Consider the following 21352-nt stretch of genomic DNA (forward strand, 5'->3'; position numbering starts at 1 on the left):
GGACTGCGCGGGTCGGGCGTGCCGTGTCGGGAATGCAACGGGCATGCGCTGATGCGGGAGGACCGTCAGCCGTCACATGGGGCCGGATTGTGCGGTAGGCGATGACGATCAGCCTCGCATCGCGGCACGAAGCAGGTGAACCGCCTGGCTCAGGATTTCCCGCAGCGCCCGCAGCTGACGGGGGGTCCACCTGGGGTGGTACGACTCCGTCCCAAAGGCCCATGGGACGCTAGCGGCGAGGAGCTTGTCGTAGCAGCCGTCACGCAGGCCGCCACGGTCGCTCCATGGCCGGCCGGTGCTGTAGGCGGCGTCGGTGGCCCAGTTCCAGAGGTTCAACCCGGACTCTGGGTCGAGCGCCATTCGCTGGCCTCGTAGCCAGTCTTGAGCTGGCTCCAGGTCGGTCGCGACCACAGGCTCGTGGCCCGCTGGATCGCCGTCGGCAGCCCAACCTTTCGCATCTGCCATTGCCCAGCAGTCAGCTTCGGAGGCGAAGGTGTACAGGCGTTTCGCCCGGGCCGCAGCGCAGTCCTCGTTGTTGACGTCCTGGCCCCACCACACGTAGGTGACCTGCCCGTCGAACTTCAGGGCGGTTGGCCAACCCTTGATCGGAACGAGGTCACCGTCTCGGCCACAGAAATCGCGTTTCACGGCTGAGGACCATGCCATAGCCGGGTTGCGACAACGCCTCGCGCGCACCCGCAGTTTGGAAGATCGTTGCCCGCTGCCTTGGTCTGCCCGTTGTGCCTGGTCGTCGGCGGTGGCGTGGTGACCGCTCGTGCCCGCTGGCGACCGTCTACGGCACCGGTTACTGGCACGTGAATGGCCCGGCCCAGTGGCGCGGTTGGCCGGCGTCGTACGGCTTTCCGCCCTGGCTCTCGGGTCGGGGCGGCTTGCCGTGGCGCCGGCTCACCGTGCTCCTGGACCATGTACTCCGGTGGCAAGCCGCGAAGCGGCGCGGCAGCGATCGCCCCGCCTTCGACGGCGGCCAGCCACCCACGCGATCGTCACGGCATGCTCTGCGGCACGGCTACGGCCGTGGCCTCGGTACGGGCGGCTGGGGCTTAGAACAGAGTCTCGTGTTGCAGCTGCGGGATAGCTAGCTGCCCGCAGTAACTGACGGATGGGTTCGACAGCGGCGAGACGTTCACGGAGGTTGCCGTCCTCGGTCGCCATCTCCGTCAGGATCGAGTCATCGGCATAAGCTGTGTCGACGGCACGCAGGGCTGCGATGGCGACCTCTGCGGTAGGCCGTAGGGCTGCCGCAGCCGGCCACTGCTCGTGGCTCTCTGGGACGCACCCGGCGAGGAGCGCAGCCGCGGCGACGCCCTGCACGCAAAGCGTGTAATCCTCTACTTGCCTATCGCCGGACACCAGCTGGTCGATGGTCAGCAGCAATGCCGGTACCACCTCGTCGGGCGGTAGCTCCGCCAGGTGGTCTACGAAGTCCATCGAGGTGTCGTCATCGAAGGGGCCATGTCCCCAGCTACCCAAGGTCGCCCTCCCCGCAGGCTCTATATGCGGGGACTTTAGACCCCAACGGGCCCGCCGCGCTGGCCGATGCCGGCCGGAGGCCGCCAGCAGGCCGAGCGCGGGCGGGCCTGCGCCGTGCTTGCACGGCGCCTTGATCCAAAAGAGATCGTTTCGGCAGCAGTTGACTTGAAGCAGGCTTCCCTAGCCCGCGCTGCCTCCGGTCCGGGCCTGTAGCCGATTGAGCTGGACGGAAACGAATTTCCGAACGGAAAGTGCTGGAAAAGTGAACTGTAGTCACCGCCATGCTTTTCAAACAGCCCACGGACACCACCATCGGTGGCCTTGCTGATTGCTTCCCGCACTGATTCCGAGCGCATGTCCAAGGCGACAAAATTGCCATGGATCTCGGCGACGGCGTCGATGCGATTGTACTGGCTACGGAACTCGTCCCCGGACTCCGTCGGGTCGGACGAACCCGTACGGCGCTCGTCCCCGGACTCGACTCGGCCGGACGAGCGGGTACCGGCCACGTCCTGGAACGGAACCGGTCGGGCTGGCGGGGACGGTGATCGTCCCGAGCCGGTACCGGTGCAGGTCACCGCCGAGGACGAGCAAGACGAGAACCCAAACTAGCAGGTCGAGGACGGGGACGGCCAGGCGCCGGGCGCCGACCTGGTCCAGCTCGCCCGGCAGCGGGCGGCCGAGCATCGGGCCGCGACGGGACGGCCGATCACCCGCGACGAACTACGGGCCGTCCTGCGGGTCGCCAACGGGACCGCCTCCGAACTCCTGCGCCAGGTGCGCGAGTCCGACCGTCCCGCGCTCGTCCCCGTACCCGCAACCGCCTTCACCCCACGCAACGGCACCACGTTCCACCCTTCGGCACCCTCGGAGGCCAGCAAGTGACCGTGCACCAAATCGAACTCGCCCCACCCCCACGCCAACCCGAACCACCCGCCCCGGCACCCGAGCCGCGGCCCGGGTCGCGGGCGGACCAGATGCGCAAACCGCTCGCCAAGGACGGGCTCAAGCAACTCGCCGAACAGCACGGCGTCTGCGTCCGGCCCCTGGCCCTGCGGCGCACCGACACTCACACGGGCAAGACCGAGGTCATCGAGGTCCCGTGCGGGGCGACGCTGGCTGTGAAGTGCAAGCCCTGCGCCGAACGCGGCCGGCGGTTGCGCATCCAGCAGATCCGGGAGGGCTGGCACCTGGCTGACGAGCCGGCTGTACGACCCGAACCACCGGACGCCGGTGTGCTCGACCTGGTGCGGGTGCGGGCGCATCTGGAGTTCGAACGGACCGCCGTGCAGTACGAGCCGATGCACTCCGACGAGCGGGCCGCGCAGATCGCCGAGATCGACCAGGCCATCGCCGACCTGGACGAGGAGTTGGGGGAGACGAGCCTGCGGGGGCACCTCACCCCGAAGGAGCGGGAGGATCGGCCTCGGCGGAAGCGGTCGACCAGGCGGCGGCAGGACTCCCCGGACCTGCCTCGGCTGCCCGTGTCGCCGAAGACGATCGGCCGCGCCTACGCCGGCCGCTCAGGCAAGACGTACCGGCCGTCGATGCTGGTCACTCTCACCCTCGGCTCACACGGCGCCGTGCACTCCCACCTGCGCCGCGGCGCCTACATCGCCCCCTGCGAGTGCGGCCAACGCCACGGCCCACACGACGATGTCCTCGGCACCCCGGTCGACCCGAGCAGCTACGACTACCGGCGGGCGGCCCTGGACGCGATCCACTTCGCCCGGGTCCTGGACCGGTGGTGGCAGAACCTGCGCCGGGCGGCCGGCTGGAACGTCCAGTACGCGGGCGTCGTCGAGCTGCAACGCCGCCTCACTCCGCATGCGCACTTCGCCATCCGGGGCACCCTGCCCCGGCGGCTGCTCAAGCAGGTAGCGGCGGCCACTTACCACCAGGTGTGGTGGCCGCCGTTCGACGAGCCGGTGTACACGGTCGACAAGCCGCCGGTCTGGGACGTCGAGCAGCAGTGTTACGTCAATCCTAGGACGCTCCAGGCGTTGCGTACCTGGTCACAGGCCCTCGACGAGCTGGAGGAATCCGACAGCCGGCCCGCGTACGTGGCGAGGCTGGGTCGGATCGACGCCCGGGGAATCGAGCAGGGCACCAAGGACGCCGAGCGCTCGATTCGGTACGTCACCAAGTACGTCACGAAGGACCTGACCGAGCAAGCGAAACCGCGGTCGGATGCACAACGCGCACACTTCGACCGGCTCCACGCGGAGCTGGCCGTGCTGCCCTGCTCTCCGACCTGCGCGAACTGGCTGCTCTACGGCGTCCAACCCGACCAGGCCAAGCCGGGCCTGACCCCGGGCCGGTGCACGGGCAAGGTCCACCAGCGCACCACGCTCGGCTTCACCGGCCGTCGCGTCCTCGTCTCCCGGCAGTGGTCCGGCAAGACCCTCGCCGACCACCGCGCCGACAACCGGGCCTGGATCCGCGCCGTCCTCGCCGGCGGCATGGCCGACACCGACCAGCCCGACCAGGAGCACGACCAGGACCAGGCCGCCGACGACAACCGGTACCGGTTCGAACTCGCCCGACCCGAAGACCCGGACGTCCTGCCGCTGGAACACCGCCTCCTACGCGCCATCTCCGCCCGAATCCGCTGGCGAACAGACCTCGACACGGCCCGTCGACGAGCCGCCGCCGCTGTTTCGGCAACTGACTCGACTCTTGGCCCCGCAGCCTGAACCCCTCGGAGGACATCACCCCCATGGAAGACGAGCTGTTGACCGTCCCCCAGGTGCTCGCCGCGCTCAACGGCGTATCGCGGCGGACCTTCTATCGCTGGCGCGAACTGGGCGTCGCGCCGGAGTGCATCAAGCTCCCGAACGGCGAACTGCGCATCGAGCGGCGCGACCTGCGGGCCTGGCTGGAGCAGCACCGGGAGGCGGCGTGAAGTCGCGCGAGGTACGGATTCGCGGGATCCAGGTCAACGCCCTGGCGAAGCGGAAGAAAGTCGTACACCGTCCGCTGGGTCGTGGGCGTCGAGCCGAAGTCGCGGACGTTCAGCACGCGGGCGCTGGCCGACAACTTCCGCTCGGACCTGATGCAGGCGGCGAACCGTGGCGAGTCCTTCGACGGGGACTCGGGGCTGCCGGAGTCGATGGTGCCGCCGGAGGAGGCGGTCACGTGGCTGACCTTCGTACTGCGGTATGTCGACATGAAGTGGCCGGGTGCCGCCGCCAAGTCGCGCGACAGCATGACGGACGCGCTGGCGACCGTGACCGGTGTCCTCGTTCGGGACGTGGCAGGCCGGCCTGACGCGGTGCTGCTGCGGCGGGCACTGCGGGAGTACGAGCTTCCGCCGGCCGCTCGGCAACTGGACCGGCCGGCGGAGATCGCGGCGGCCCTGCGCTGGCTCGGCAAAGCGTCCGTGTCGCTGCCGGCGCTGGCGGAGGCTGCGGTGGTGCGGCCGGCGCTGGACGCGCTCGGCCTGCGAATGGATGGCCGACCGGCGGCGGCGTCGACGACCAGGCGGCGGCGGTCGGTGTTCTACAACGTGCTTCAGTACGCCGTCGAGCTGGAGCTGTTGGACTTCAACCCGGTGGACAAGCTGCGCGTACGGTCGACGCGCCGCAAGGTCTCCGGCGAGGTTGACCGGCGGGTGGTAGTCAACGTGGGCCAGGCGCGGGAGCTGCTGACCGCGGTGACCTACGTCGGTCGGCGGGGCAGGAACGGGCGCCGTGGTGAGTGGCTGCGCGCCTTCTACGCGTGCCTGTACTTCGCCGCCCTGCGGCCGAGTGAGGCACTGGGGCTTCGGGAGCGGGACTGTCACCTGCCGGCGTCGGGGTGGGGTCTGCTGACGGTGGAGAAGTCACGGCCGTCGGCGGGCAAGCGGTACACCGACAGTGGCGAGGTGCACGACGAACGCGGGCTCAAGCACCGGGGCGAGTCGGAGGCGCGGGAGGTGCCGATCCCGCCGGAGCTGGTGGCGATCCTGCGGGAGCACATCGAGCGGTTCGGCGTCGGTGCGGACGGGCGGCTGTTCCGCAGTACGCGGGGCGGGGTGGTGGCGTCGTCGACGTACTCGCGCGTGTGGGAGGAGGCGCGGATGCTGAGTCTTCCGCCGGAGCGGGTGGCGTCTCCGCTGGCCGGGCGGCCGTACGACCTGCGGCACGCCGGGGTCTCGCTCTGGCTCAACGCGGGGCTACCAGCGCCGGAGGTCGCGGCGCGGGCCGGCCACTCCGTCGATGTGCTGCTCAAGGTGTACGCGAAGTGCATCGACGGAGACCGGAGCCGCCTGAACGAGCGCATTGAAGCGGCCTTACGCGGATGACCATTGTGGTGACAGGAGCGAGCGGCCTTCCAATTTGCCTCGACTTGGTAACTTGTGGTCTAGACCTCAGGTTACTATCAGCGGCCCACCCAATTATCTTCACGTGTTGGGTCTGTAACCAGATAGCTTTCGTTGGCGAATGAGACGCCAAACTGGATCGTTGCTGACTGAATCTCGAACAGGAGCTTCTGTCGTTTCTTGATAGGGGTGTAAGGAATTGTTAATAATTCTTCCAATGAGGTGGGAGTTGGTGGGTTGGCAGTGCCCTCCCATAGGCCAAGTCGCTGTAATATGAACGCTAGTTCGCCGGAAATTACAGGGTGGCGCGCGAGTAACCTGCACGCCCGCAAGAATATTGCCGCTCGTGGAGTGGCGGAGAATACGGAGGCCCCTACTTGCTGAGTGAGCATTCCGGCAGTCAATAGGGATTGCACTCTTGATCTCAGTGTGCTCGGCTTCATCCCAAGTGGCCTAGCAAGGGTGGGGAAGTTGATGAATCCATGGGAGGCGATATTTTCCAGTGCCGCCAGCAGTAGGCCGGGAATCCCGGTTCCTTGTAAGAATAAATCCACATCCGAGGCGGTCAGTCGCCCAAATAGCACGTTCAAAAGAAGGTCGTCCAAAATCTGACTGCGAATTGCTGCAGCAACGGCCAGTCGCTCCTCTTCTTGATCTGCATCGAAAGCGGGATAGCGGATAAGTCGGACGAGTCGAGTTCTATCAGGTAACTGCTCAGACGCGCGTTGTAAAAATTCTTGGACTCGGGCTTCGTTGCGTGCGTCATGCGAGTAGAGGTAGATGGGGAGGTTCGACTTTGACTCGAAGAGGAGGGCGGATAAATCTTTGTCGATTCCTGCTGCATGGTGGGTCAATGTCTGGCCGACTAGCTGTCGTTGGTTGTTTGCTGTCAAGGTTGCTGCAAAATCGAAAAGTCCGCGATCGGCTTCTTTGTAGCCGTATAGTTCTGACCTCGACAACTCGCTAGCAGTCTCGATGAACTTCTCTGTGACGAAGTCATGTTCTGCGGAACGAGCCATGAAGATTCCCTCCATACGGGTTGCTGACGGGGTGGACCGTACGCTGCTGGTTGGTGATGGTGGGTGGACGCGGGTCGGTTATGCCACGAGAGCTGCGGTGAGGGCGCCTAGCCGGGGGCTGAAGCGGTGCACGCCACCGTGCAAGCTCCGTGTTGAACGACTGTCGGCTCATAGCTTTGAGCTGCGCGAACAGTTGGCCCGATGGGGTCAAGATCATTGCACGTATTTTGCACGGACGGCGACAAGCGGCGGCTCCAGGTGGCCTACGACTGCCTACGAGATCCTCTCGGCCGAGAGGCGTTTCCGCTGGTCAGATGACGTTTCCGCTGATCTTTGGGGTGCCCCCGGCAGGATTCGAACCTGCGACACACGGTTTAGGAAACCGTTGCTCTATCCCCTGAGCTACGAGGGCGGGCCGTTCCAGGGTACCCACCGGCGGTGGTCGGTGTGGCACAGGGACCCGCGGAACCTGTCACCGCTGGCAGCGCCGGCCGTGGATCGCACACCGACCGCGCGCGGTCGTCGCTGGGCGGTGGGCCGGTCGCTGTCGCGTACGGCTGGTCGGCGTCGGTCAGTGGCGTGCGGCGGCGTCGGAGCACAACTGGTGCACACGCATGGAGATCATCTAGCCCGCCTGGGGAGCCCGGCTGCTATCCGACGGTCGGGGCGGGGGCGAGAATGCCGGCATGCGGGTGTGGGGACGTCGGGAGCGGGAGTACGTGAGGGCGTATCTGCTGCACGAGGCGCTGATAGAGATCAGGTATCTCGCGTTCAGACCGGAGTCGGCGAAGCACCCGGATGGGCACTTGGAGCAGATCCGGGTGATCGCGGACGTCTGCCACAACTTGCCGACGGCCGGGGGTCTGCGGCCTGATGAGTTCGACCCGTTCGTTTGGATGTGGCAGACCGCCAATGCCTACCAGCGGGAGTGGCTGACCCGCCATCTGGACAAGCTTGGTGTCGACTACAGCTATCTGATCGAGAGCCCGCAGTTGCCGCGCCCGGCCACGCCGCCCGCGACCAGGCCGGCGTTCCGGCCGGGCGGCTGGCAGCTCCCTCGTACGCCGGGTGGGTTCAAGGCTCTCGATACCGTGACCCTGGAGTCGCTGGCGCGCGAGTTGGTGGTGCTCGAACCCTCCAGTAGTCGGTACGTGGAACGGCAGCTGGCCCATCTGCAGCCGGACGGCCGGCACATCCTGCGGGCCCGCCGGAAGGGTGAGACGGTGCACTCGTCCGACGGACCCGAGGACTTTCGCGAGTACCATGCCCTGCTGACGATGGTCGACGGTGCGGTCGTCGTCGGCCGCTTCCAGCTGCGCGAGTCCAGCTTCGCCGCGCTGCCGGCCGACCTGACCCGACTACGCCGGTTCCAACTTGCCGCGGTACCGCCCCGGCGCGGTGAGCGTGACGTCTACCTGTGGGGCCGGGATCACGAGGCCACCGATGCCGCCTGCTCCCAATGCGAACGTTTGGCGAAGCCGAGGCATACCTCGTAGTCGTAACCGACGCTCCCGACGCAAGACGGCCGACCGAGACCACCGACATTCAGGCCCGCGGCAGCGCCAGCGCCGGCTGGACCGGAACGTGCGCAACGTGGACGTACCAGGCGGCCGACGCATCGTACGGAAGGAAAGGGCCCCCGGTTTATCGCCCCGTTACCAGGACGGCGCCCCAAGAAGGTGATCTTCGATGGTAGCTTTCCGCTCGCCCGGATCGGGTGTGTGACGGCAGGCACACCTTACGCCCCACTCCCGACGACGGTAGCAGTCCGGCCGGCCGTCCGGCCGGCGCCGCAGGGAGGGAGACACCAGGTGCGCGAACTCAACCGCCGAACATTCATTCTCGGGGGACTGACAGCCGGTGGGGTGATCCTCGGAGCGGGCGTGACCGGTGGTCGCAGCGCCCGGGCCGCGCTGTCGTCGTTTCCGTTCCGGCTCGGCATCGCCTCCGGCGACCCGACGCCCGACGGGGTGGTGCTGTGGACCCGACTGGCCCCGTCACCGCTGAACGCCGACGGCTACGGCGGCATGCCGAACCGGGACGTCACGGTCGACTGGCAGGTCGCCAAGGACGAGGGTTTCACCCAACTCGTGCAGTCCGGCTCGGTCGTCGCCAGGTACGCCTCGGCGCACACGGTGCACGTCGAGTTGGCCGGGCTCCAGTCGAACGCCGAGTACTTCTACCGCTTCCGGGCTGAGGGTTACATATCTCCGGTCGGCCGGACCCGTACCGCCCCGGCCCTGGGTGCCGCCACCTCGGCCCTCAACGTCGCCTTCGCGTCCTGCGCGCACTACGAGTCGGGTTACTACACCGTCTACCGGCGGATCGCCGAGGAGAACCCGAACCTCATTCTGCACCTGGGCGACTACATCTACGAGGACGGACCGACGTCGGGCACCGTACGGCCGCACGCCACCAGCGGGGAGATCTACACCCTCGCCGACTACCGGGCCCGCTACGGACAGTACAAGTCCGATCCGGACCTGCAGGCCGCGCACGCGGCGGCGCCCTGGGTGGTCGTCTGGGACGACCACGAGGTGGAGAACAACTACGCCGGCCTGGTCCCGCAGGAGGGCCAGACCCAGCCGCGCCCGTTCGCCGACCGGCGGGCCGACGCGTATCGGGCCTACTACGAGCATATGCCGCTGCGGGCCAGCTCGGCGCCGAGCGGCGGCTCCATGCAGCTCTTCCGGCGGCTGCGCTGGGGCAACCTGGCCACCTTCCACATGCTCGACACCCGGCAGTTCCGCAGCGACCAGGCGTGCGGCGACGGGTCGAAGACCTGCTCGGACGCCTCGCTGCCCAGCCGGAGCATCACCGGCGGCACCCAGGAGGCCTGGCTGCTCGACGGACTGGCGCAGCACTACGCGACCTGGGACGTCATCGGGCAGCAAGTCTTCTTCGCCCAGTTCATCAACAGCAGCGGTACCTCGAACATGGACGCCTGGGACGGCTACACCGCCTCCCGCAGCCGCGTCCAGCAGGGCTGGGTGGACCGGGCGGTGCCCAACCCGGTGGTGCTCACCGGCGACGTGCACAGCGCCTGGGCCAACGACCTGAAGCTCGACTACGCCAGCTCGACCTCGCCGGTCATCGGCTCCGAGCTGGTGACCTCCTCGGTCTCCAGCGGCGGCGACGGCAGCGCCACCCTGGCCGTTGCCACGGGCATGTCCGACGACGAGGCCGCCCTGTACCGGGCGTACGCGGCGAGCACCAACCCGCACGTCAAGTTCCACAACTCGTTGCGCGGCTACATCCGGGCCAGCATCGACCAGACCGCGATGCGCGTCGACTACCGGGCCGTGGACAAGATCACTGTACGCGACTATCCCGCGTACACGCTGGCCTCGTTCGCCATCGAGGCCGGTCGGCCCGGACTCCAGACCGCCTGACCGCGGCGACACCGACCACACGAAGGAGGACATCGGTGAACGTACGACTGGTCGCGTCCGGCGCCTTGGCGGCGCTGGTCGTACCGGCGCTCGTCGTCGGCGCGTCACCACCCCTCGCGGCGTACGCCGCCGCAAGCTCGTCGGTCTCGTTCAACGAGCCGACCGTTTCCCGCGCGGACGACAGTCTGATCACCCAGCTGACCGACCTGGTCGACGCCGCGGCCACCGGCTCGACGATCCGGGTCTCCCTGCCGGCGCTCACCGAGCAGGCGGTTACCGATCGGCTGCTGGCGGCCCAGAACGGCCGGCAGGTGACCGTGCAGGTGGTGGCCGAGCAGTGCGCCATCCGGGACACCACCGGCGCCTGCGCCGCTCCTTCGACGGCGCTCGCCGCTCTGGCCGGCGGGATCACTCCGGGCAACTTCACCTGGTGCGTGGAGGGGTGTCTGAGCGGCGCCGGCGCGCTCGACACGGCGGGCTTCTGGATCTTCGACGCGCTGGGCGACGGCCGGCAGAACGTGGTGGTGCAGACCTCGGCCGACCCCACCGGCAGGGGACGGCTCGCCCAGCACGACCTGCTGCTCAGCGCGGGTGACGCGAACCTCGCCACCGGCTTCCGCAACTACTTCGCCGCCCTGCGCGCTGGTACGCCCGCCACCTTCACCGGGGGCGTGACCAGCGCGGACGGGAAGACCGTGGCGTACTTCTCGCCCCGGGCGGCCACCGAGGCGGACCCGTTGGCGGCGCCGATCGACGCCGCCGTCTGCCCCGGCGCCACGATCCGGGTGGCGGCCGCCGCCTGGACCGTCGACCGGGCCGGAATCGTCAACAAGCTGTCGGCGAAGAAGACCGCCGGCTGCACCGTCGAGGTGGTGATCGGCGATCGTAACGACGCGGTGCCGGCGCTGGGCGCGGCCGGCATCGCCAACCACACGTACCGGCCGGGTGGCTGTCACTACCCGGTGGGCGGTGACTGCGACCTGGGGAACCTCGGCACGAGCTTCGTCCTGGTCTCGGGCAGCACCGCCGGCACCGGCACGGTGGTGACCGGACTGCGCGGGCTCACCGACCGGCAGTTGCACAGGGACGACGCGATCACCGTGAAGTCGACCGACCCGGTCACCTACCAGGCGTACGGCACGCGGTTCGACCGGCTCAAGGAGGCGGCGCTGAAGGTACGGGTCGACGACTGGCCCAACGCGACCCTCGGTACCGGCAACAGCAACGCCAGCGGCGACCAGGACTTCTCCGCCGTGGCGGCCAACCGCAACGGCCACCTCGCGGTGGTGTGGGAGGACGACCGCGACACCGCCGCCCCGGAGGACGACATCCACAGCGAGGTGTTCCTGCGGCTCTTCAAGAACGGCACCAGCGTCTACGAGAAGAAGCTGTCGGCGGGTGGCACCGGCAACTGGCGGCACACCCAGCCGGACGTGGCGCTGGACGACGCGGGCAACGCGTACGTGGCCTGGGCGATCGACGGTGACGGCAACGGCTACAACGACATCAACGTCACCGTGGTGAAGCCGGACGGCACCGTGGCCGGCTCGGCGGTCGCGAACGCCGCCACCGGTGGCCAGCAGATCCACCCGTCGGTGGCCGCCGACCCGGACGGCGGCGGGTTCGCCGTGGCCTGGGAGGACGTCCAGTCCGGCGCTTCGCCGACCATCCGGCTGGCCCGGTACGCCTCGATCGGCAGCAAGACCTTCGAGAGCCAGGTCAGCCGGACCGCCGCCAGCGGCGGCGGCCAGCACCGCCCCGACGTGGGCATGAGCGCCGCCGGCAACATCGCGGTCGGGTGGGAGGAAGACACCGACGGCAACGGCTACTACAACATCGCGCTGAAGGTGCTCACGCCCAGCGGTGGCACCAAGGTCGCCGAGTTCGCCGCGAACGACGACGACGCCGGCCAGCAGCGGGCCGCCAGCGTCGCGGTGAACTTCAACGGGGACATCGCCGTCGCCTGGGAGGGGGACCAGACCGGCAAGGTCCGGCTCTACAGCCGGCTGTTCACCCCGACCGGGGCCGCGGTCAGCACCGACCGGTTGGTGACCGAGGACAGCCCGGGCGTCGGCGACCCGGTCGGCGCGCAGAGCGCGCCGCGGATCGCTCTCGACGACCAGCGCAACACGGTGGTGGCCTGGACCGAGGTGGGCTATTCGGGCACGGACGTGTGGGCCCGGGGCTTCAATCCCGACGGTACGGTCGCCGGCCGCCTGCCGGCGACGCGGTTCAACGCGACCACCGCCCAGCGGCAGGATCAGGTGGCGCTGGCCGTCTCCGCCTTCGGGGAGGTCAACGTGGCCTACACCGACGACGCCGACGGCAACGGCTTCGACCAGATCATCCTGCGGCTGGGCTTCTCCAACTCGGTCTGGTGACCAGAGCGGGGAACGGTCGGCCGCGAGCGGTACGCGGCCGGCCGTTCCGCCTGTGCCTGGCTGGTCAGATCGTCACGACCACCTTGCCGACCGGGTGACCCCGCTCCTGGTACGCGAGCGCCGCCGGCAGCTCGTCGAACGGGTACCGCCGGTCGACGACCGGGGTGAGCTTGCCGTCCTCGACCAGCTCGGTCAACGTTTCGAGCAGTCCCCGCTTGGTGTCGCACCGGACCGTGTCGACGAGGGCGACCCGTGCCGGTACCAGGGGTGCGAGCGCGAACGTCGAGACCATGTGGCCGACCGGCTGGAGCCACCGTCCGGCCGGCCCGCCGACCACGGCGTACGTGGCGTCGGGCGCGAGGACTCGTCGGCAGGCCCGCAGGGATCGGTTCCCGGCGACGTCGAGCACCAGGTCGTAGCGCTGCCCGGCCCGGGTGAAGTCCGCGGTGCGGTAGTCGAGGATCTCGTCCGCACCGAGGCGGCGTATCAGGTCGAGATTGCGGGTGCCGCAGACGCCGGTCACGTTCGCGCCGAGGGCGCGGGCGAGCTGCACCGCGAACGTGCCGACCCCGCCCGAGGCCCCGTTGACGAGTATCCGCTGGCCGGGTCGGAGCCGCCCGACCTCGCGTACGCCCAGCAGCGCGGTCGCGCCGGCCATCGGTATCGCGGCCGTCTGCTCGTACGAGAGGTTTTTCGGTTTCGGTGCCAGCAGGTGCTCGGGCACGGTGACGTACTCGGCGAAGCCGCCCTGTTCGACCAGCGCGTACACGTCGTCGCCGGGGCGGAACCGGGTGACGTCCCGACCGACGGCCTCGACCTGCCCGGCCACGTCGCAGCCGAGCACGTCGTACCGAGGCCGGCGCAGCCGCGGGCCGTCGGGCATGAGCCGGGCGACGCGGGGTTCGCCCCGCAGGTGGTGCCAGTCGTAGGGGTTGATCGAGGTGGCGCGGACCCGTACCAGGATCTCGTCGTCGGCGGGCACGGGCGTGGCCAGGTCGGTGAGTTCCAAAAGGTCGGCGGTGCGGTACGAACGTGCGACGAACGCCTTCATGGCGTCTCCTCATCCGCTGCGGTCGGGCTGCGTACACGAGCGCTGAGCCGCTCACGGCGAGCATTCTTACGCCGTAAGTCTTACAACGTAAGGTACGACTTACGTCGTAAGGCTGTCAACGGTCGCCGCGCCGGACCACCCCGCCCGCACTTGTACGATCGGTCGCGGAGAAGGGGTTGATGCGCGTGGCCACCCAAGCCCGACCGGGAACCGAGCCGAGGGTCCCGCTGAGCCGCGAGCGGGTGCTGACGGCCGCCGTCGCGCTCGCCGACGAGGGCGGCGTCGAGTCGCTCACGATGCGCCGCCTCGCCGACCGGCTCGGGGCCGAGGCGATGTCGCTCTACTACCACGTGGCCAAGAAGGAAGACGTCCTCGACGGCATCGCCGAGGTCGTCGTGGACGAGATCAACGAGACCGTCGAGCGGATCGACGTACCGTCCCACGGCGCCGACTGGAAGAAGGCCGTGCGCCAGCGGATCCTCGCCGCGCGCGAGGTCCTGCTCCGCCACCCGTGGGCACCGCGCGTCCTCGAATCGCGTACCAACACCAGCCCGGCGGTCCTGCGCTACCACGACTCCCTGGTCGGGCTCATGCGCGACGGCGGCTTCTCCTACGACCAGATCCACCACGCGCTGCACGCCCTCGGCAGCCGCGCGCTCGGGTTCAGCCAGGAGCTCTTCGACCCCGGCGGCGCACCGACCGGCGACGAGGCGGCCGGCCTGATGGCGCAGCTGGCCGAGCGATTCCCGCACCTCGTCGGCATGCTGGCCGAGGTCGCCCACGACGATCCGGACTCCACGCTGGGCTGGTGCGACGACCAGACCGAGTTCGAGTTCGGGCTCGACCTGATCCTCGACGGCCTCGACCGGCTGCGCGACCACACCTGACCCGCAGCCCCGGCCCGACCTATCCGGGCGTGAGCCGCAGCTCGGGAACGTGCTCGGTGGCCGCCTCGACCACGGTCTGCGCGAGCGCCGGCGGCAGCCCGGCCCGCCCCGCCAACTCGTCGACCCCGATCCGCTGCCGTTCCAGCAGCTCGGCCGCCTTGCCGAGCAGCGACGGCCGTTCGCGCGGGCCGAGGTCGCCGGGTTCGGGGTACCCCCACTGGGCGAGCAGGCTCATCCCGCGCCGGTACGTGTGCTCGCGGTACACACCCAGGTCGTGCCCCCGGTAGACGAGCGCCTTGAGGCTGATGCCCCAGCGGCGTTTCAGCTCGTGCAGCCGGTCGAAGTCGAGCCGGGCCGGCAGCTCGTCCCGCAGCACCGCGCTCGGGGCGAGCAGCTCCGAGGCGAAGGCGTTCGCCTCCCGCTCCAGGATCTGGCTGCCCGGTTCGGCGTCGTGGTGCATCAGCAGGTGACCGACCTCGTGGGCGGCGTCCATCCGGGAGCGGGCCTTGTCGTCCTTCGCCGGGTTGAGGAAGACGAACGGGCGCTGGCCGTACCAGTGGGAGAAGGCGTCGACCCGCTCGGAGACGTCGGGCAGGGCGAGCACGATCACCCCGTACGACTCCAGCAGCCGCACCATGTGCGGCACCGGTCCGTCGCCGAGCCCGAAGGCCGCCCGCGCCGTGGCTGCCGCGGCCCGTACGTCCTCGGCCTGCGCCGGTTCGGGCAGATCGAGCTGCGGCAGCCGCAGCCGGGGCAGCCGCAGGTGCCGCTCGACCACCTCGACCACCCGCCAGGCGACCTCGCCGAACGCCTCCGCCTGGTCCCGCTCCGCCTGGCTCGTCGCCCTCAGGCTGCGGAAATGGGCGTGCCCCGGCGTGGCGGGCGCCGGAAAACCGGCGGCGAAGAACTCGACCGGCATCGACAGCGCCAGCGCCAGCCGGGCCAGCACCGCCGCCGACGGGCGGGCCTGGCCGAGTTCGTACTGGCTGACCGCCGCGGCCGTGACGCCGACCCGCCGGGCCAGCTCGTTCTTGCGCATCCGTCGCCACCGCCGGGCCAGCCCGAGCGCGTGTGGCTCGAACGCCGCGGCGGCGGCAGCAGCGGGTACCGGCGGTCGCGGTGCCCCGGTCACGCCGGGTGGCCGTTGGCGGCGCGGCCGACGGTGGCGGCGGGCCGCAGTGTCTCCAGCGCGAGTTCGGGAATGGGCAGCTCGTCGTGCCGCTGCTCGGGCACGCCGCCCTCGGTGCCGGCGATCGGCAGCGGCGTGCCGGCGGCGGGCGCCTCGCCGAGCCAGAGCATCACCTCGAACCAGGGCGACCCGCCGTCGCGGTTGTCCCGGGGCAGCCCGACGTACGCGATCGCCTCGCCGGTGGCGAGGTCGCCGGTGTGCGCGATCCGGATGTGGCGCTTCGGCGGCATCACGCCGGCGAACGCCTCGGGGAACTGGTCCTCCAGGGCCAGCTGGCGGTCGCGGCTGTTCTCCACCGCCCCGCCGAGCCGGGCCTCGCTCCCCTCCCAGCGGATCGACTCGATGCCGCCCTGCAGCGAGTAGAGCCGCACCACGTACCCGGCGCAGAGGATCTCCAGCGAGTTGTCCTCCAGGCGGGCCCGTACCCCGTCCACGCCGTCGAACTCGGCCTTGCCGAGGTTGGTCAGGTTGCGCCACACGGTGGTGCCGAAGCTCATCGCGTCGTCGCCCAGCTCCGGCTCGTGCCGGTCCGCGGCCCGCCGGTAGACCTGCTGGATCAACCGACCCAGCCGCTCCAGCACGCCCCGCTCGTCCAGCACCGCCACCGCGTCGCCCAACAGACCCATGCCGGAAAACCTAGCCGATCCTCCAGATGATGTTGCGGAAATCAAGCGCCCGACACGCCGGACCGCTCGTCCGACACGCCGGGTCGCTCGTCCGGCACGCCGGGTCGGGCGCCGGGCGGGGGGTCCAGCCAGGCGGCGACGAGCAGGACCGCCGGCAGCGCCACCCCCAGGGCGAGGCTGGCCGTCTGTGCCACCGCGTCGACCGGCGGGTAGTGCCCGACGTGGCTGGCGTGGAAGGCCAGGTGCGGCACGGACCACACCAGGTTCGCCGCCAGCGCGGTACGCGCCAGGTTCCGCTCCATCGACACCGCCGCGACCGCCAGGACCAGGGCGTTCGCGAGCACCAGCGCGCCGACGTCCCGCATCAGGTGCTCGTTGTACGGCGGCAGCATCGCCACCCAGGGGTGTCCCGGCGCGGGGAAGTCGTCGAAGAAGACGCGGGGGAGCAGCAGTTGTATCGCGCCGACCAGGCCCCACATCCCGGCGAGGAAGACGAGACCGGCCCGCAGCCAGGACCGCCGCCGCCAGGCCGGCCGCGGCCGGGCCCGCCCGGCCGTCACCGGGTCTCCCGGTACGACCGCAGGCCGGCGAAGCGCGCCAGGTGCTCCTCGAACGTGACCCGCCCGGTCGCGTGCTCCGGGGCCAGGTGACCGCCCGCCCGGAATGCCCGGAACGTCCGGCCGGGCAGCCGGACCGGGACCATCGGGCGCCGCCGCCCGGTCGCCGCGAGGTAGGCGCGCGCGAGGTCACGGGTGTGCCGTACCTCGGGGCCGGCGAGATCGGGCGCCCGGCCGGCCGGGTCACCGAGTGCCAACTCCGCGAGCCGGTCGGCCACCTCACCGGCGTCGACCGGCTGGAAGCGCAGGTCCGGCACCGGCATCACCGGTACCGCCGCCGCGCGGGCGAGGACCACGCGGAGCAGGTCATGGAACTGGGTGGCGCGCAGGATCGTGTACGGCAGCCCCGAGCGCTCGACCAGACGCTCCGCCGCCAGTTTGCCCTGGTAGTAGCCGAGCGGCACCCGGTCCACCCCGACGATCGAGACGTAGAGCAGGTGCGGCGAGCCCGCGTCGCGGGCCGCCTCGACGAGGGTACGGGCCAGCTCGACCTCGGACCGCCGCCCGGACGCCGTGGCGCAGTGCACGATGGCGCCGGCGCCCGCCACGGCCTCCCGTACCCCGGTGCCGGCGCGCAGGTCCGCCCTGGCCCAGGTCAGCCCCGGGTCCGCGCCGGCCGGGCGGGGGTGGCGGCTGGTCGCCCGTACCGGGCGTCCCGCCTCCCGCAGCCGCCGGACCAGCAGGTGACCGAGGAGCCCGCTGGCTCCCGTCACCAGAATCTGATCACGCACGAAGATCTCCCTTCGGATGTCACCGGTTCGGTGTCACCCGTTAGGACCGGCGAGACCTCCGGAACGTGACGGCCCGGCCAGCTGCCGGGTCAGGAACGCCAGCTTGCGCGGGCTGGCGACGATCCGCAGCGCGCTGATCCGGCCCTGTGTGACCTCGGGCACCAGTACGCCGAGGACGTCGTCGTCGACCAGCCCGAGCACGGCGGGCTCGCCGTTGATCTCGGCGATCTGCCAGCGCGCGTGCCGCGCGAACCGCTCGACGCCGCCGGCCAGGTACCGGGCGACCCGGTCGCGGCCGAGCACGGGGCGGCGGGCGGCGCCGATCTCGCCCCCACCGTCGGCCCAGGAGACGACGTCGGCGGAGAGAAGCCGCTCCAGGCCGGGCAGGTCACCGTCCCCGGCGGCGGCCAGGAACCGCTCCAGCAACGCGGTCCGTTGCCGGTGCTCGGGCGTGAACCGGGGCCGCACGCCGTCCGGACCCCGCTCCCGCCCGTGCTGCTCCTGCGCGGGCCGCTCCGGTCCGTGCTGCCCCGGCGCGCCGGGCTCCCGCAGGCGCTGCCGCGCGCGGCGGTGCAGCTGCCGGCAGTTGACCTCGGAGAGTTCCAGCACCTCGGCGACGTCGCGGTGGGCGTACCCGAACGCCTCCCGCAGCACGAAGACCGCCCGCTCGGCCGGGGTGAGCCGCTCCAGCAGCACCAGCAGGGCGAACGACACCGACTCGCGCTGCTCGGCGGTCTCCAGCGGACCGAGCGCCCCGCCCCCGGTCAGCACCGGCTCCGGCAGCCACGGGCCGACGTACCGTTCCCGCTGCGCCGAGGCGGCGGTCAGCCGGTTGACGCAGAGGTTGGTAACCACCTTGGCCAGCCAGGCCGACGGCCAGAGCACCCGAGCCCGGTCCACCCCGTTCCAGCGGAGGAAGGCGTCCTGGACGACGTCCTCCGCGTCCTCGGCCGAGCCGAGCATCCGGTACGCCAGGCCGAAGAGCCGAGGCCGCTCTGCCTCGAAGTCGGCGAGCGGGTCGTCCGGAGCCATCCCGCCAAGTGTGGCAGCAGCCGCCGCCGCAACTGTCACGGCTTTTGCAGATCACCGAGCCGGCCCGCGAGCACCAGCCGCTCGTAGGCCCATCGCCACTCGTCGCACCGGGTTCGCTGGCAGCGGACGCACGCGCCCGTCGTCGGATCATCGGCGTGCGCCAGCATCGTCTCCCGGTAGTGCGCGGCCATCTCGTCCGAGACGTGCACCGGACCGGACGCGCTGCCAGCGGGGCCACTCGTCATGGCCGTCCACCTCGCCAGCGGCGATCGGAGGCCCGCGCGTTGCCGGTCTGCCCGCGCAGCAGTGCCGCCTTGACCCGATCCGCGTCCTCCTGGGCGACTCGCAGGTCCCGGTGCAGCAGGTCCAGTTCGTCCGCAACCCGCCGCAGCAATGCGTAGACCTCGTCAGGGTCGAGACCGCGCCACCGCCGCCGCGTGAGCCGTACGGCCCTCAGCTCCGCCGAGGTCAGCCGGGGATAGACCACCCCAGCGGCCTCCGCACACTCCGACCGGCGTACGCCCGCGGGCGCACCGGCCGCAGCAGCGTGGCGACCCGTCCTTCGCCCGGCTGCCGGACCTCTCCGTTCCACTCGCGCCTCCCGTCGGCTCGATGGATCGGCACCGGAGCGGGCGGGGTCGACTTCCTGCGGTGCCACACGAGGAGCCGTCTCCGCAGCACCCGCCCCGGGCCGTGTGACCAGCATTTCGGAGGTAGGCTGCGGCTTGCAGATGACAGTCGGTGACTCGAAGGGGACACAGTGTCCCCGAGGGGATCTTGTCGTGGAGCAGCCTCCGGCATGGGCGCTACGTCTCAGGGCGCAGCGGAACCAGCGGTCGCCACGTTGGTCGCAAGTACGCGCCGCCATGGCCTTGGAGGAGAAAGCGCGGCAGCTGCGCCTTGCGGTGCCCTCGCGCGAGAGCTTGGTACGCATGCTGAAAGGCTGGGAACGCGGCGACCACGAGCCCAGCGACTTCTATCGTTCACTCTGGGCGTTGGTGTACGGCGTGCCCGAGCGCAGCTTGTTCGCCGAGCTGTCCCCGTCCGCGCTCTCGGTCTTGGGGCTGGGACTCGTCGCGGTTGAGGCAGACTCGGAGGCTGGAGGTGGCTCGATGCGCAGGCGGGATGTGCTGCTCAGCGGATCGGTTCTCGGAAGCCTCGCCTTCGTGGGGCCTGCTCAGCAGTTTCGAGTAGGCATGGCCGAGGCCCGCGAGGTCGCCGCCGCTGCCAGATCGCTGCATCGCTGGGATCGGCAGATGGGCGGATGGGTGCCGTACCAGGCGGCGATCGGATACGTCGACACCGCGATGCGGCTGGTGCGCGGAACGTATACCGAGAAGGTGGCACACCAGCTGCTGCCGGCGGTCGCGGACCTGTGCGCCGTGACGGGCTGGGTGGCGTACGACGTTGGTCAGACGCAGGAGGCGCTGCGCTACTTCTCGCTCGGCGTCCAGGTCGCGCAGCAGGCGCAGGATCCCGCCCTGGCCGCGCGCCTGCTCTGCGACATGGCCCGGGTGAACGCGGATCTCGGCAACCCGATGCACTCCATCGAACTGCTCGGACTAGCCCGACACCTCTCGCGGTCCCAGGTGACGGCGACGGTCCTGGCAAAGCTCCACAGCATGGAGGCCAAGACCTACGCGATTCTCGGACATTCCCGGGAATGCCAGCAGGCGATCGGCCAGGCCAGCCAGAGGATTGCGGACGGGCGCTCGGAACGTGACCCGGGATGGATCGGATATTTCAACGAGAGTCAGTTTGCTGGAGTGGTTGGCTCCTGCTATCGAGATCTGGCGCGAGTAGACTCCCGGTTCGCGCTCAAGGCGGAGGATGTGATCCAGAGAGCCACGACGGCGCGGAGTCTAGATCAAATCCGCAATCGGGCGCTGGACCACGTGAATCTCGCCACCGCGAGGTTGAGGCGCGGCGAACTCGACGGCATGGCGGAAGAGGCGACGGAGGCTGTCCGTCTCGCCGCAAGGCTCAAGTCGGACCGGGTGAATGGTCGTCTGCGCCAGCTCGCAGGCGAGGCGGCTGCGGCTGCCAAAGGGCATCAGGCGACCAGGGCCCTGCTCGATCAGGTTGCCACTCTCGCTGTCATTGGGTCCTAGCTTCGATCAATTCTCCGTCTTCGAGATATATCGGATGCGATGAGTGAAAGGCGCCCAGGGTGTTGGCCAGGCGGGCCGCTGGTCCGCCGGGCTCGACAAGGGCGACGGCCTCGTCGATGGGGAAGAAGCCCCACTCCTGAACCTCCGTGGCGTCCGGTCTGATCTGGGATAGCTGGTGGTCCGGCAAGATCCCGCCATCGAACAGGAACTGGATTCCACTGGGGCGCGCGGTGTTGGCGGACTTGTAGTCGACCGACAGCAGCCGTCCCACGACTACTTCCAGACCGATCTCCTCCAGAGCCTCCCGCCGAGCGGCAGCTCTCGGTGATTCATCCGGTTCCATGATCCCGCCTGGTACATGCCACACGCTCTTGTAGCTCGGCTTCAACAGCAGAAGAGAATTGGTGGCGTTCCGGATGATCAGGCCGGCCGCGCCGACGAGCCTCGCCTGACCAGCGTAATATCCGTACGTATCACTCATTCCTGCCGCTCCCCGACGAGATTCCGCCCACGATCTCGCCC

20 protein-coding genes and 1 tRNA gene are annotated in these 21352 nt (G+C 69.9%); 8 read left to right on the top strand and 13 right to left on the bottom strand.

All coding sequences use genetic code 11. The annotated features are described in order from the left end of the window. Positions 1 to 108: 108 nt before the first annotated feature. Positions 109 to 648, bottom strand: coding sequence for a hypothetical protein (locus AB0J86_RS19600; RefSeq protein ID WP_363858966.1), 540 nt, complete (start codon positions 646 to 648; stop codon positions 109 to 111). Positions 649 to 906: 258 nt separating this feature from the next. Next, positions 907 to 1491 carry a DUF4259 domain-containing protein gene (locus AB0J86_RS19605; RefSeq protein ID WP_363858968.1) on the bottom strand — a complete coding sequence of 195 codons (585 nt, stop codon included), beginning with the start codon at positions 1489 to 1491 and terminating at the stop codon, positions 907 to 909. Positions 1492 to 2468: 977 nt separating this feature from the next. On the opposite strand from AB0J86_RS19605, the gene AB0J86_RS19610 reads away from it, so the two are divergent. The 3 genes from AB0J86_RS19610 to AB0J86_RS19620 all read left to right on the top strand — a co-directional run bounded on the left by AB0J86_RS19610 (position 2469) and on the right by AB0J86_RS19620 (position 5776). Continuing rightward, positions 2469 to 4187, top strand: a complete 1719-nt coding sequence (locus tag AB0J86_RS19610) for a replication initiator (RefSeq protein WP_363858970.1) — start codon at positions 2469 to 2471, stop codon at positions 4185 to 4187. Between the two features lie 23 nt (positions 4188 to 4210). Continuing rightward, positions 4211 to 4396, top strand: a complete 186-nt coding sequence (locus tag AB0J86_RS19615; RefSeq protein ID WP_363858972.1) for a helix-turn-helix domain-containing protein — start codon at positions 4211 to 4213, stop codon at positions 4394 to 4396. A gap of 81 nt (positions 4397 to 4477) precedes the next feature. Next, the gene (locus tag AB0J86_RS19620; protein WP_363858974.1) at positions 4478 to 5776 is read left to right on the top strand and encodes a site-specific integrase; all 1299 of its coding nucleotides are present in this window, start codon (positions 4478 to 4480) and stop codon (positions 5774 to 5776) included. Between the two features lie 77 nt (positions 5777 to 5853). Here AB0J86_RS19620 and AB0J86_RS19625 read toward each other — a convergent pair whose 3' ends face one another. Together AB0J86_RS19625 and AB0J86_RS19630 are read right to left on the bottom strand one after the other, a co-directional pair. Further along, positions 5854 to 6813, bottom strand: a complete 960-nt coding sequence (locus AB0J86_RS19625; RefSeq protein WP_363858976.1) for a hypothetical protein — start codon at positions 6811 to 6813, stop codon at positions 5854 to 5856. Positions 6814 to 7152: 339 nt separating this feature from the next. Next, a tRNA-Arg gene (locus tag AB0J86_RS19630) sits at positions 7153 to 7225 on the bottom strand. 274 nt (positions 7226 to 7499) lie between these two features. Here AB0J86_RS19630 and AB0J86_RS19635 point away from each other — a divergent pair. The 3 genes from AB0J86_RS19635 to AB0J86_RS19645 all read left to right on the top strand — a co-directional run bounded on the left by AB0J86_RS19635 (position 7500) and on the right by AB0J86_RS19645 (position 12586). After that, positions 7500 to 8309, top strand: coding sequence for a hypothetical protein (locus AB0J86_RS19635; RefSeq protein ID WP_363858978.1), 810 nt, complete (start codon positions 7500 to 7502; stop codon positions 8307 to 8309). 387 nt (positions 8310 to 8696) lie between these two features. Continuing rightward, positions 8697 to 10205, top strand: a complete 1509-nt coding sequence (locus AB0J86_RS19640; protein WP_363858980.1) for an alkaline phosphatase D family protein — start codon at positions 8697 to 8699, stop codon at positions 10203 to 10205. 35 nt (positions 10206 to 10240) lie between these two features. After that, positions 10241 to 12586, top strand: coding sequence for a hypothetical protein (locus AB0J86_RS19645; protein ID WP_363858982.1), 2346 nt, complete (start codon positions 10241 to 10243; stop codon positions 12584 to 12586). A gap of 64 nt (positions 12587 to 12650) precedes the next feature. Here the strand turns inward: AB0J86_RS19645 and AB0J86_RS19650 are convergent, their stop codons facing one another. Next, a complete protein-coding gene (locus tag AB0J86_RS19650) occupies positions 12651 to 13637 on the bottom strand; it encodes an NAD(P)-dependent alcohol dehydrogenase (protein WP_363858984.1) in 987 nt (328 codons plus the stop codon). A 179-nt stretch (positions 13638 to 13816) separates the two neighbouring features. Here AB0J86_RS19650 and AB0J86_RS19655 point away from each other — a divergent pair, with 179 nt between their 5' ends. Further along, positions 13817 to 14524 (top strand): TetR/AcrR family transcriptional regulator C-terminal domain-containing protein, encoded by a 708-nt coding sequence (locus AB0J86_RS19655; RefSeq protein WP_363858986.1) that lies wholly within the window; start codon positions 13817 to 13819, stop codon positions 14522 to 14524. A 19-nt stretch (positions 14525 to 14543) separates the two neighbouring features. On the opposite strand, the gene AB0J86_RS19660 is transcribed toward AB0J86_RS19655, so the two are convergent. Genes AB0J86_RS19660 through AB0J86_RS19690 form a run of 7 tightly spaced genes read right to left on the bottom strand, consistent with a single transcriptional unit; the run spans position 14544 to position 19206 of the window. Further along, positions 14544 to 15656: an XRE family transcriptional regulator gene (locus AB0J86_RS19660; RefSeq protein WP_363858988.1), complete on the bottom strand. Its 1113-nt coding sequence runs from the start codon at positions 15654 to 15656 to the stop codon at positions 14544 to 14546. Next, on the bottom strand, positions 15653 to 16339 hold the full coding sequence (locus AB0J86_RS19665; protein WP_363858990.1) for a hypothetical protein: 687 nt from the start codon (positions 16337 to 16339) through the stop codon (positions 15653 to 15655). The genes AB0J86_RS19660 and AB0J86_RS19665 overlap by 4 nt, the downstream gene beginning before the upstream one ends. 41 nt (positions 16340 to 16380) lie before the next feature. After that, positions 16381 to 16899, bottom strand: coding sequence for a hypothetical protein (locus AB0J86_RS19670; protein ID WP_363858991.1), 519 nt, complete (start codon positions 16897 to 16899; stop codon positions 16381 to 16383). Then, the gene (locus tag AB0J86_RS19675) at positions 16896 to 17687 is read right to left on the bottom strand and encodes an NAD(P)H-binding protein (RefSeq protein ID WP_363858992.1); all 792 of its coding nucleotides are present in this window, start codon (positions 17685 to 17687) and stop codon (positions 16896 to 16898) included. The genes AB0J86_RS19670 and AB0J86_RS19675 overlap by 4 nt, the downstream gene beginning before the upstream one ends. Before the next feature lie 33 nt (positions 17688 to 17720). Beyond that, a complete protein-coding gene (locus tag AB0J86_RS19680) occupies positions 17721 to 18719 on the bottom strand; it encodes a sigma-70 family RNA polymerase sigma factor (protein WP_363858993.1) in 999 nt (332 codons plus the stop codon). Positions 18720 to 18754: 35 nt separating this feature from the next. Beyond that, positions 18755 to 18964, bottom strand: a complete 210-nt coding sequence (locus tag AB0J86_RS19685) for a hypothetical protein (protein ID WP_363858994.1) — start codon at positions 18962 to 18964, stop codon at positions 18755 to 18757. Continuing rightward, positions 18961 to 19206 carry a DivIVA domain-containing protein gene (locus AB0J86_RS19690; RefSeq protein WP_363858995.1) on the bottom strand — a complete coding sequence of 82 codons (246 nt, stop codon included), beginning with the start codon at positions 19204 to 19206 and terminating at the stop codon, positions 18961 to 18963. The genes AB0J86_RS19685 and AB0J86_RS19690 overlap by 4 nt, the downstream gene beginning before the upstream one ends. Before the next feature lie 379 nt (positions 19207 to 19585). Here AB0J86_RS19690 and AB0J86_RS19695 point away from each other — a divergent pair, with 379 nt between their 5' ends. After that, positions 19586 to 20830 (top strand): hypothetical protein, encoded by a 1245-nt coding sequence (locus AB0J86_RS19695; RefSeq protein WP_363858996.1) that lies wholly within the window; start codon positions 19586 to 19588, stop codon positions 20828 to 20830. Here AB0J86_RS19695 and AB0J86_RS19700 read toward each other — a convergent pair. Then, entirely contained in the window at positions 20817 to 21311 is a 495-nt protein-coding gene (locus AB0J86_RS19700) for an NUDIX hydrolase (protein ID WP_363858997.1), read from the bottom strand. The genes AB0J86_RS19695 and AB0J86_RS19700 overlap by 14 nt on opposite strands. Between the last annotated feature and the right edge of the window lie 41 nt (positions 21312 to 21352).

Source organism: Micromonospora sp. NPDC049559 (assembly GCF_040676675.1).
GTDB lineage: Bacteria > Actinomycetota > Actinomycetes > Mycobacteriales > Micromonosporaceae > JBFAPK01.

Bases quoted from the DNA above. Each gene is read 5' to 3' on its own strand.
- AB0J86_RS19610 (WP_363858970.1), top strand. From the start codon at position 2,469: ATGCGCAAACCGCTCGCCAAGGACGGGCTCAAGCAACTCGCCGAACAG.
- AB0J86_RS19615 (WP_363858972.1), top strand. From the start codon at position 4,211: ATGGAAGACGAGCTGTTGACCGTCCCCCAGGTGCTCGCCGCGCTCAAC.
- AB0J86_RS19625 (WP_363858976.1), bottom strand. From the start codon at position 6,813: ATGGCTCGTTCCGCAGAACATGACTTCGTCACAGAGAAGTTCATCGAG.
- AB0J86_RS19635 (WP_363858978.1), top strand. From the start codon at position 7,500: ATGCGGGTGTGGGGACGTCGGGAGCGGGAGTACGTGAGGGCGTATCTG.
- AB0J86_RS19650 (WP_363858984.1), bottom strand. From the start codon at position 13,637: ATGAAGGCGTTCGTCGCACGTTCGTACCGCACCGCCGACCTTTTGGAA.
- AB0J86_RS19655 (WP_363858986.1), top strand. From the start codon at position 13,817: ATGCGCGTGGCCACCCAAGCCCGACCGGGAACCGAGCCGAGGGTCCCG.
- AB0J86_RS19665 (WP_363858990.1), bottom strand. From the start codon at position 16,339: ATGGGTCTGTTGGGCGACGCGGTGGCGGTGCTGGACGAGCGGGGCGTG.
- AB0J86_RS19680 (WP_363858993.1), bottom strand. From the start codon at position 18,719: ATGGCTCCGGACGACCCGCTCGCCGACTTCGAGGCAGAGCGGCCTCGG.
- AB0J86_RS19685 (WP_363858994.1), bottom strand. From the start codon at position 18,964: ATGACGAGTGGCCCCGCTGGCAGCGCGTCCGGTCCGGTGCACGTCTCG.
- AB0J86_RS19695 (WP_363858996.1), top strand. From the start codon at position 19,586: ATGGCCTTGGAGGAGAAAGCGCGGCAGCTGCGCCTTGCGGTGCCCTCG.
- AB0J86_RS19700 (WP_363858997.1), bottom strand. From the start codon at position 21,311: ATGAGTGATACGTACGGATATTACGCTGGTCAGGCGAGGCTCGTCGGC.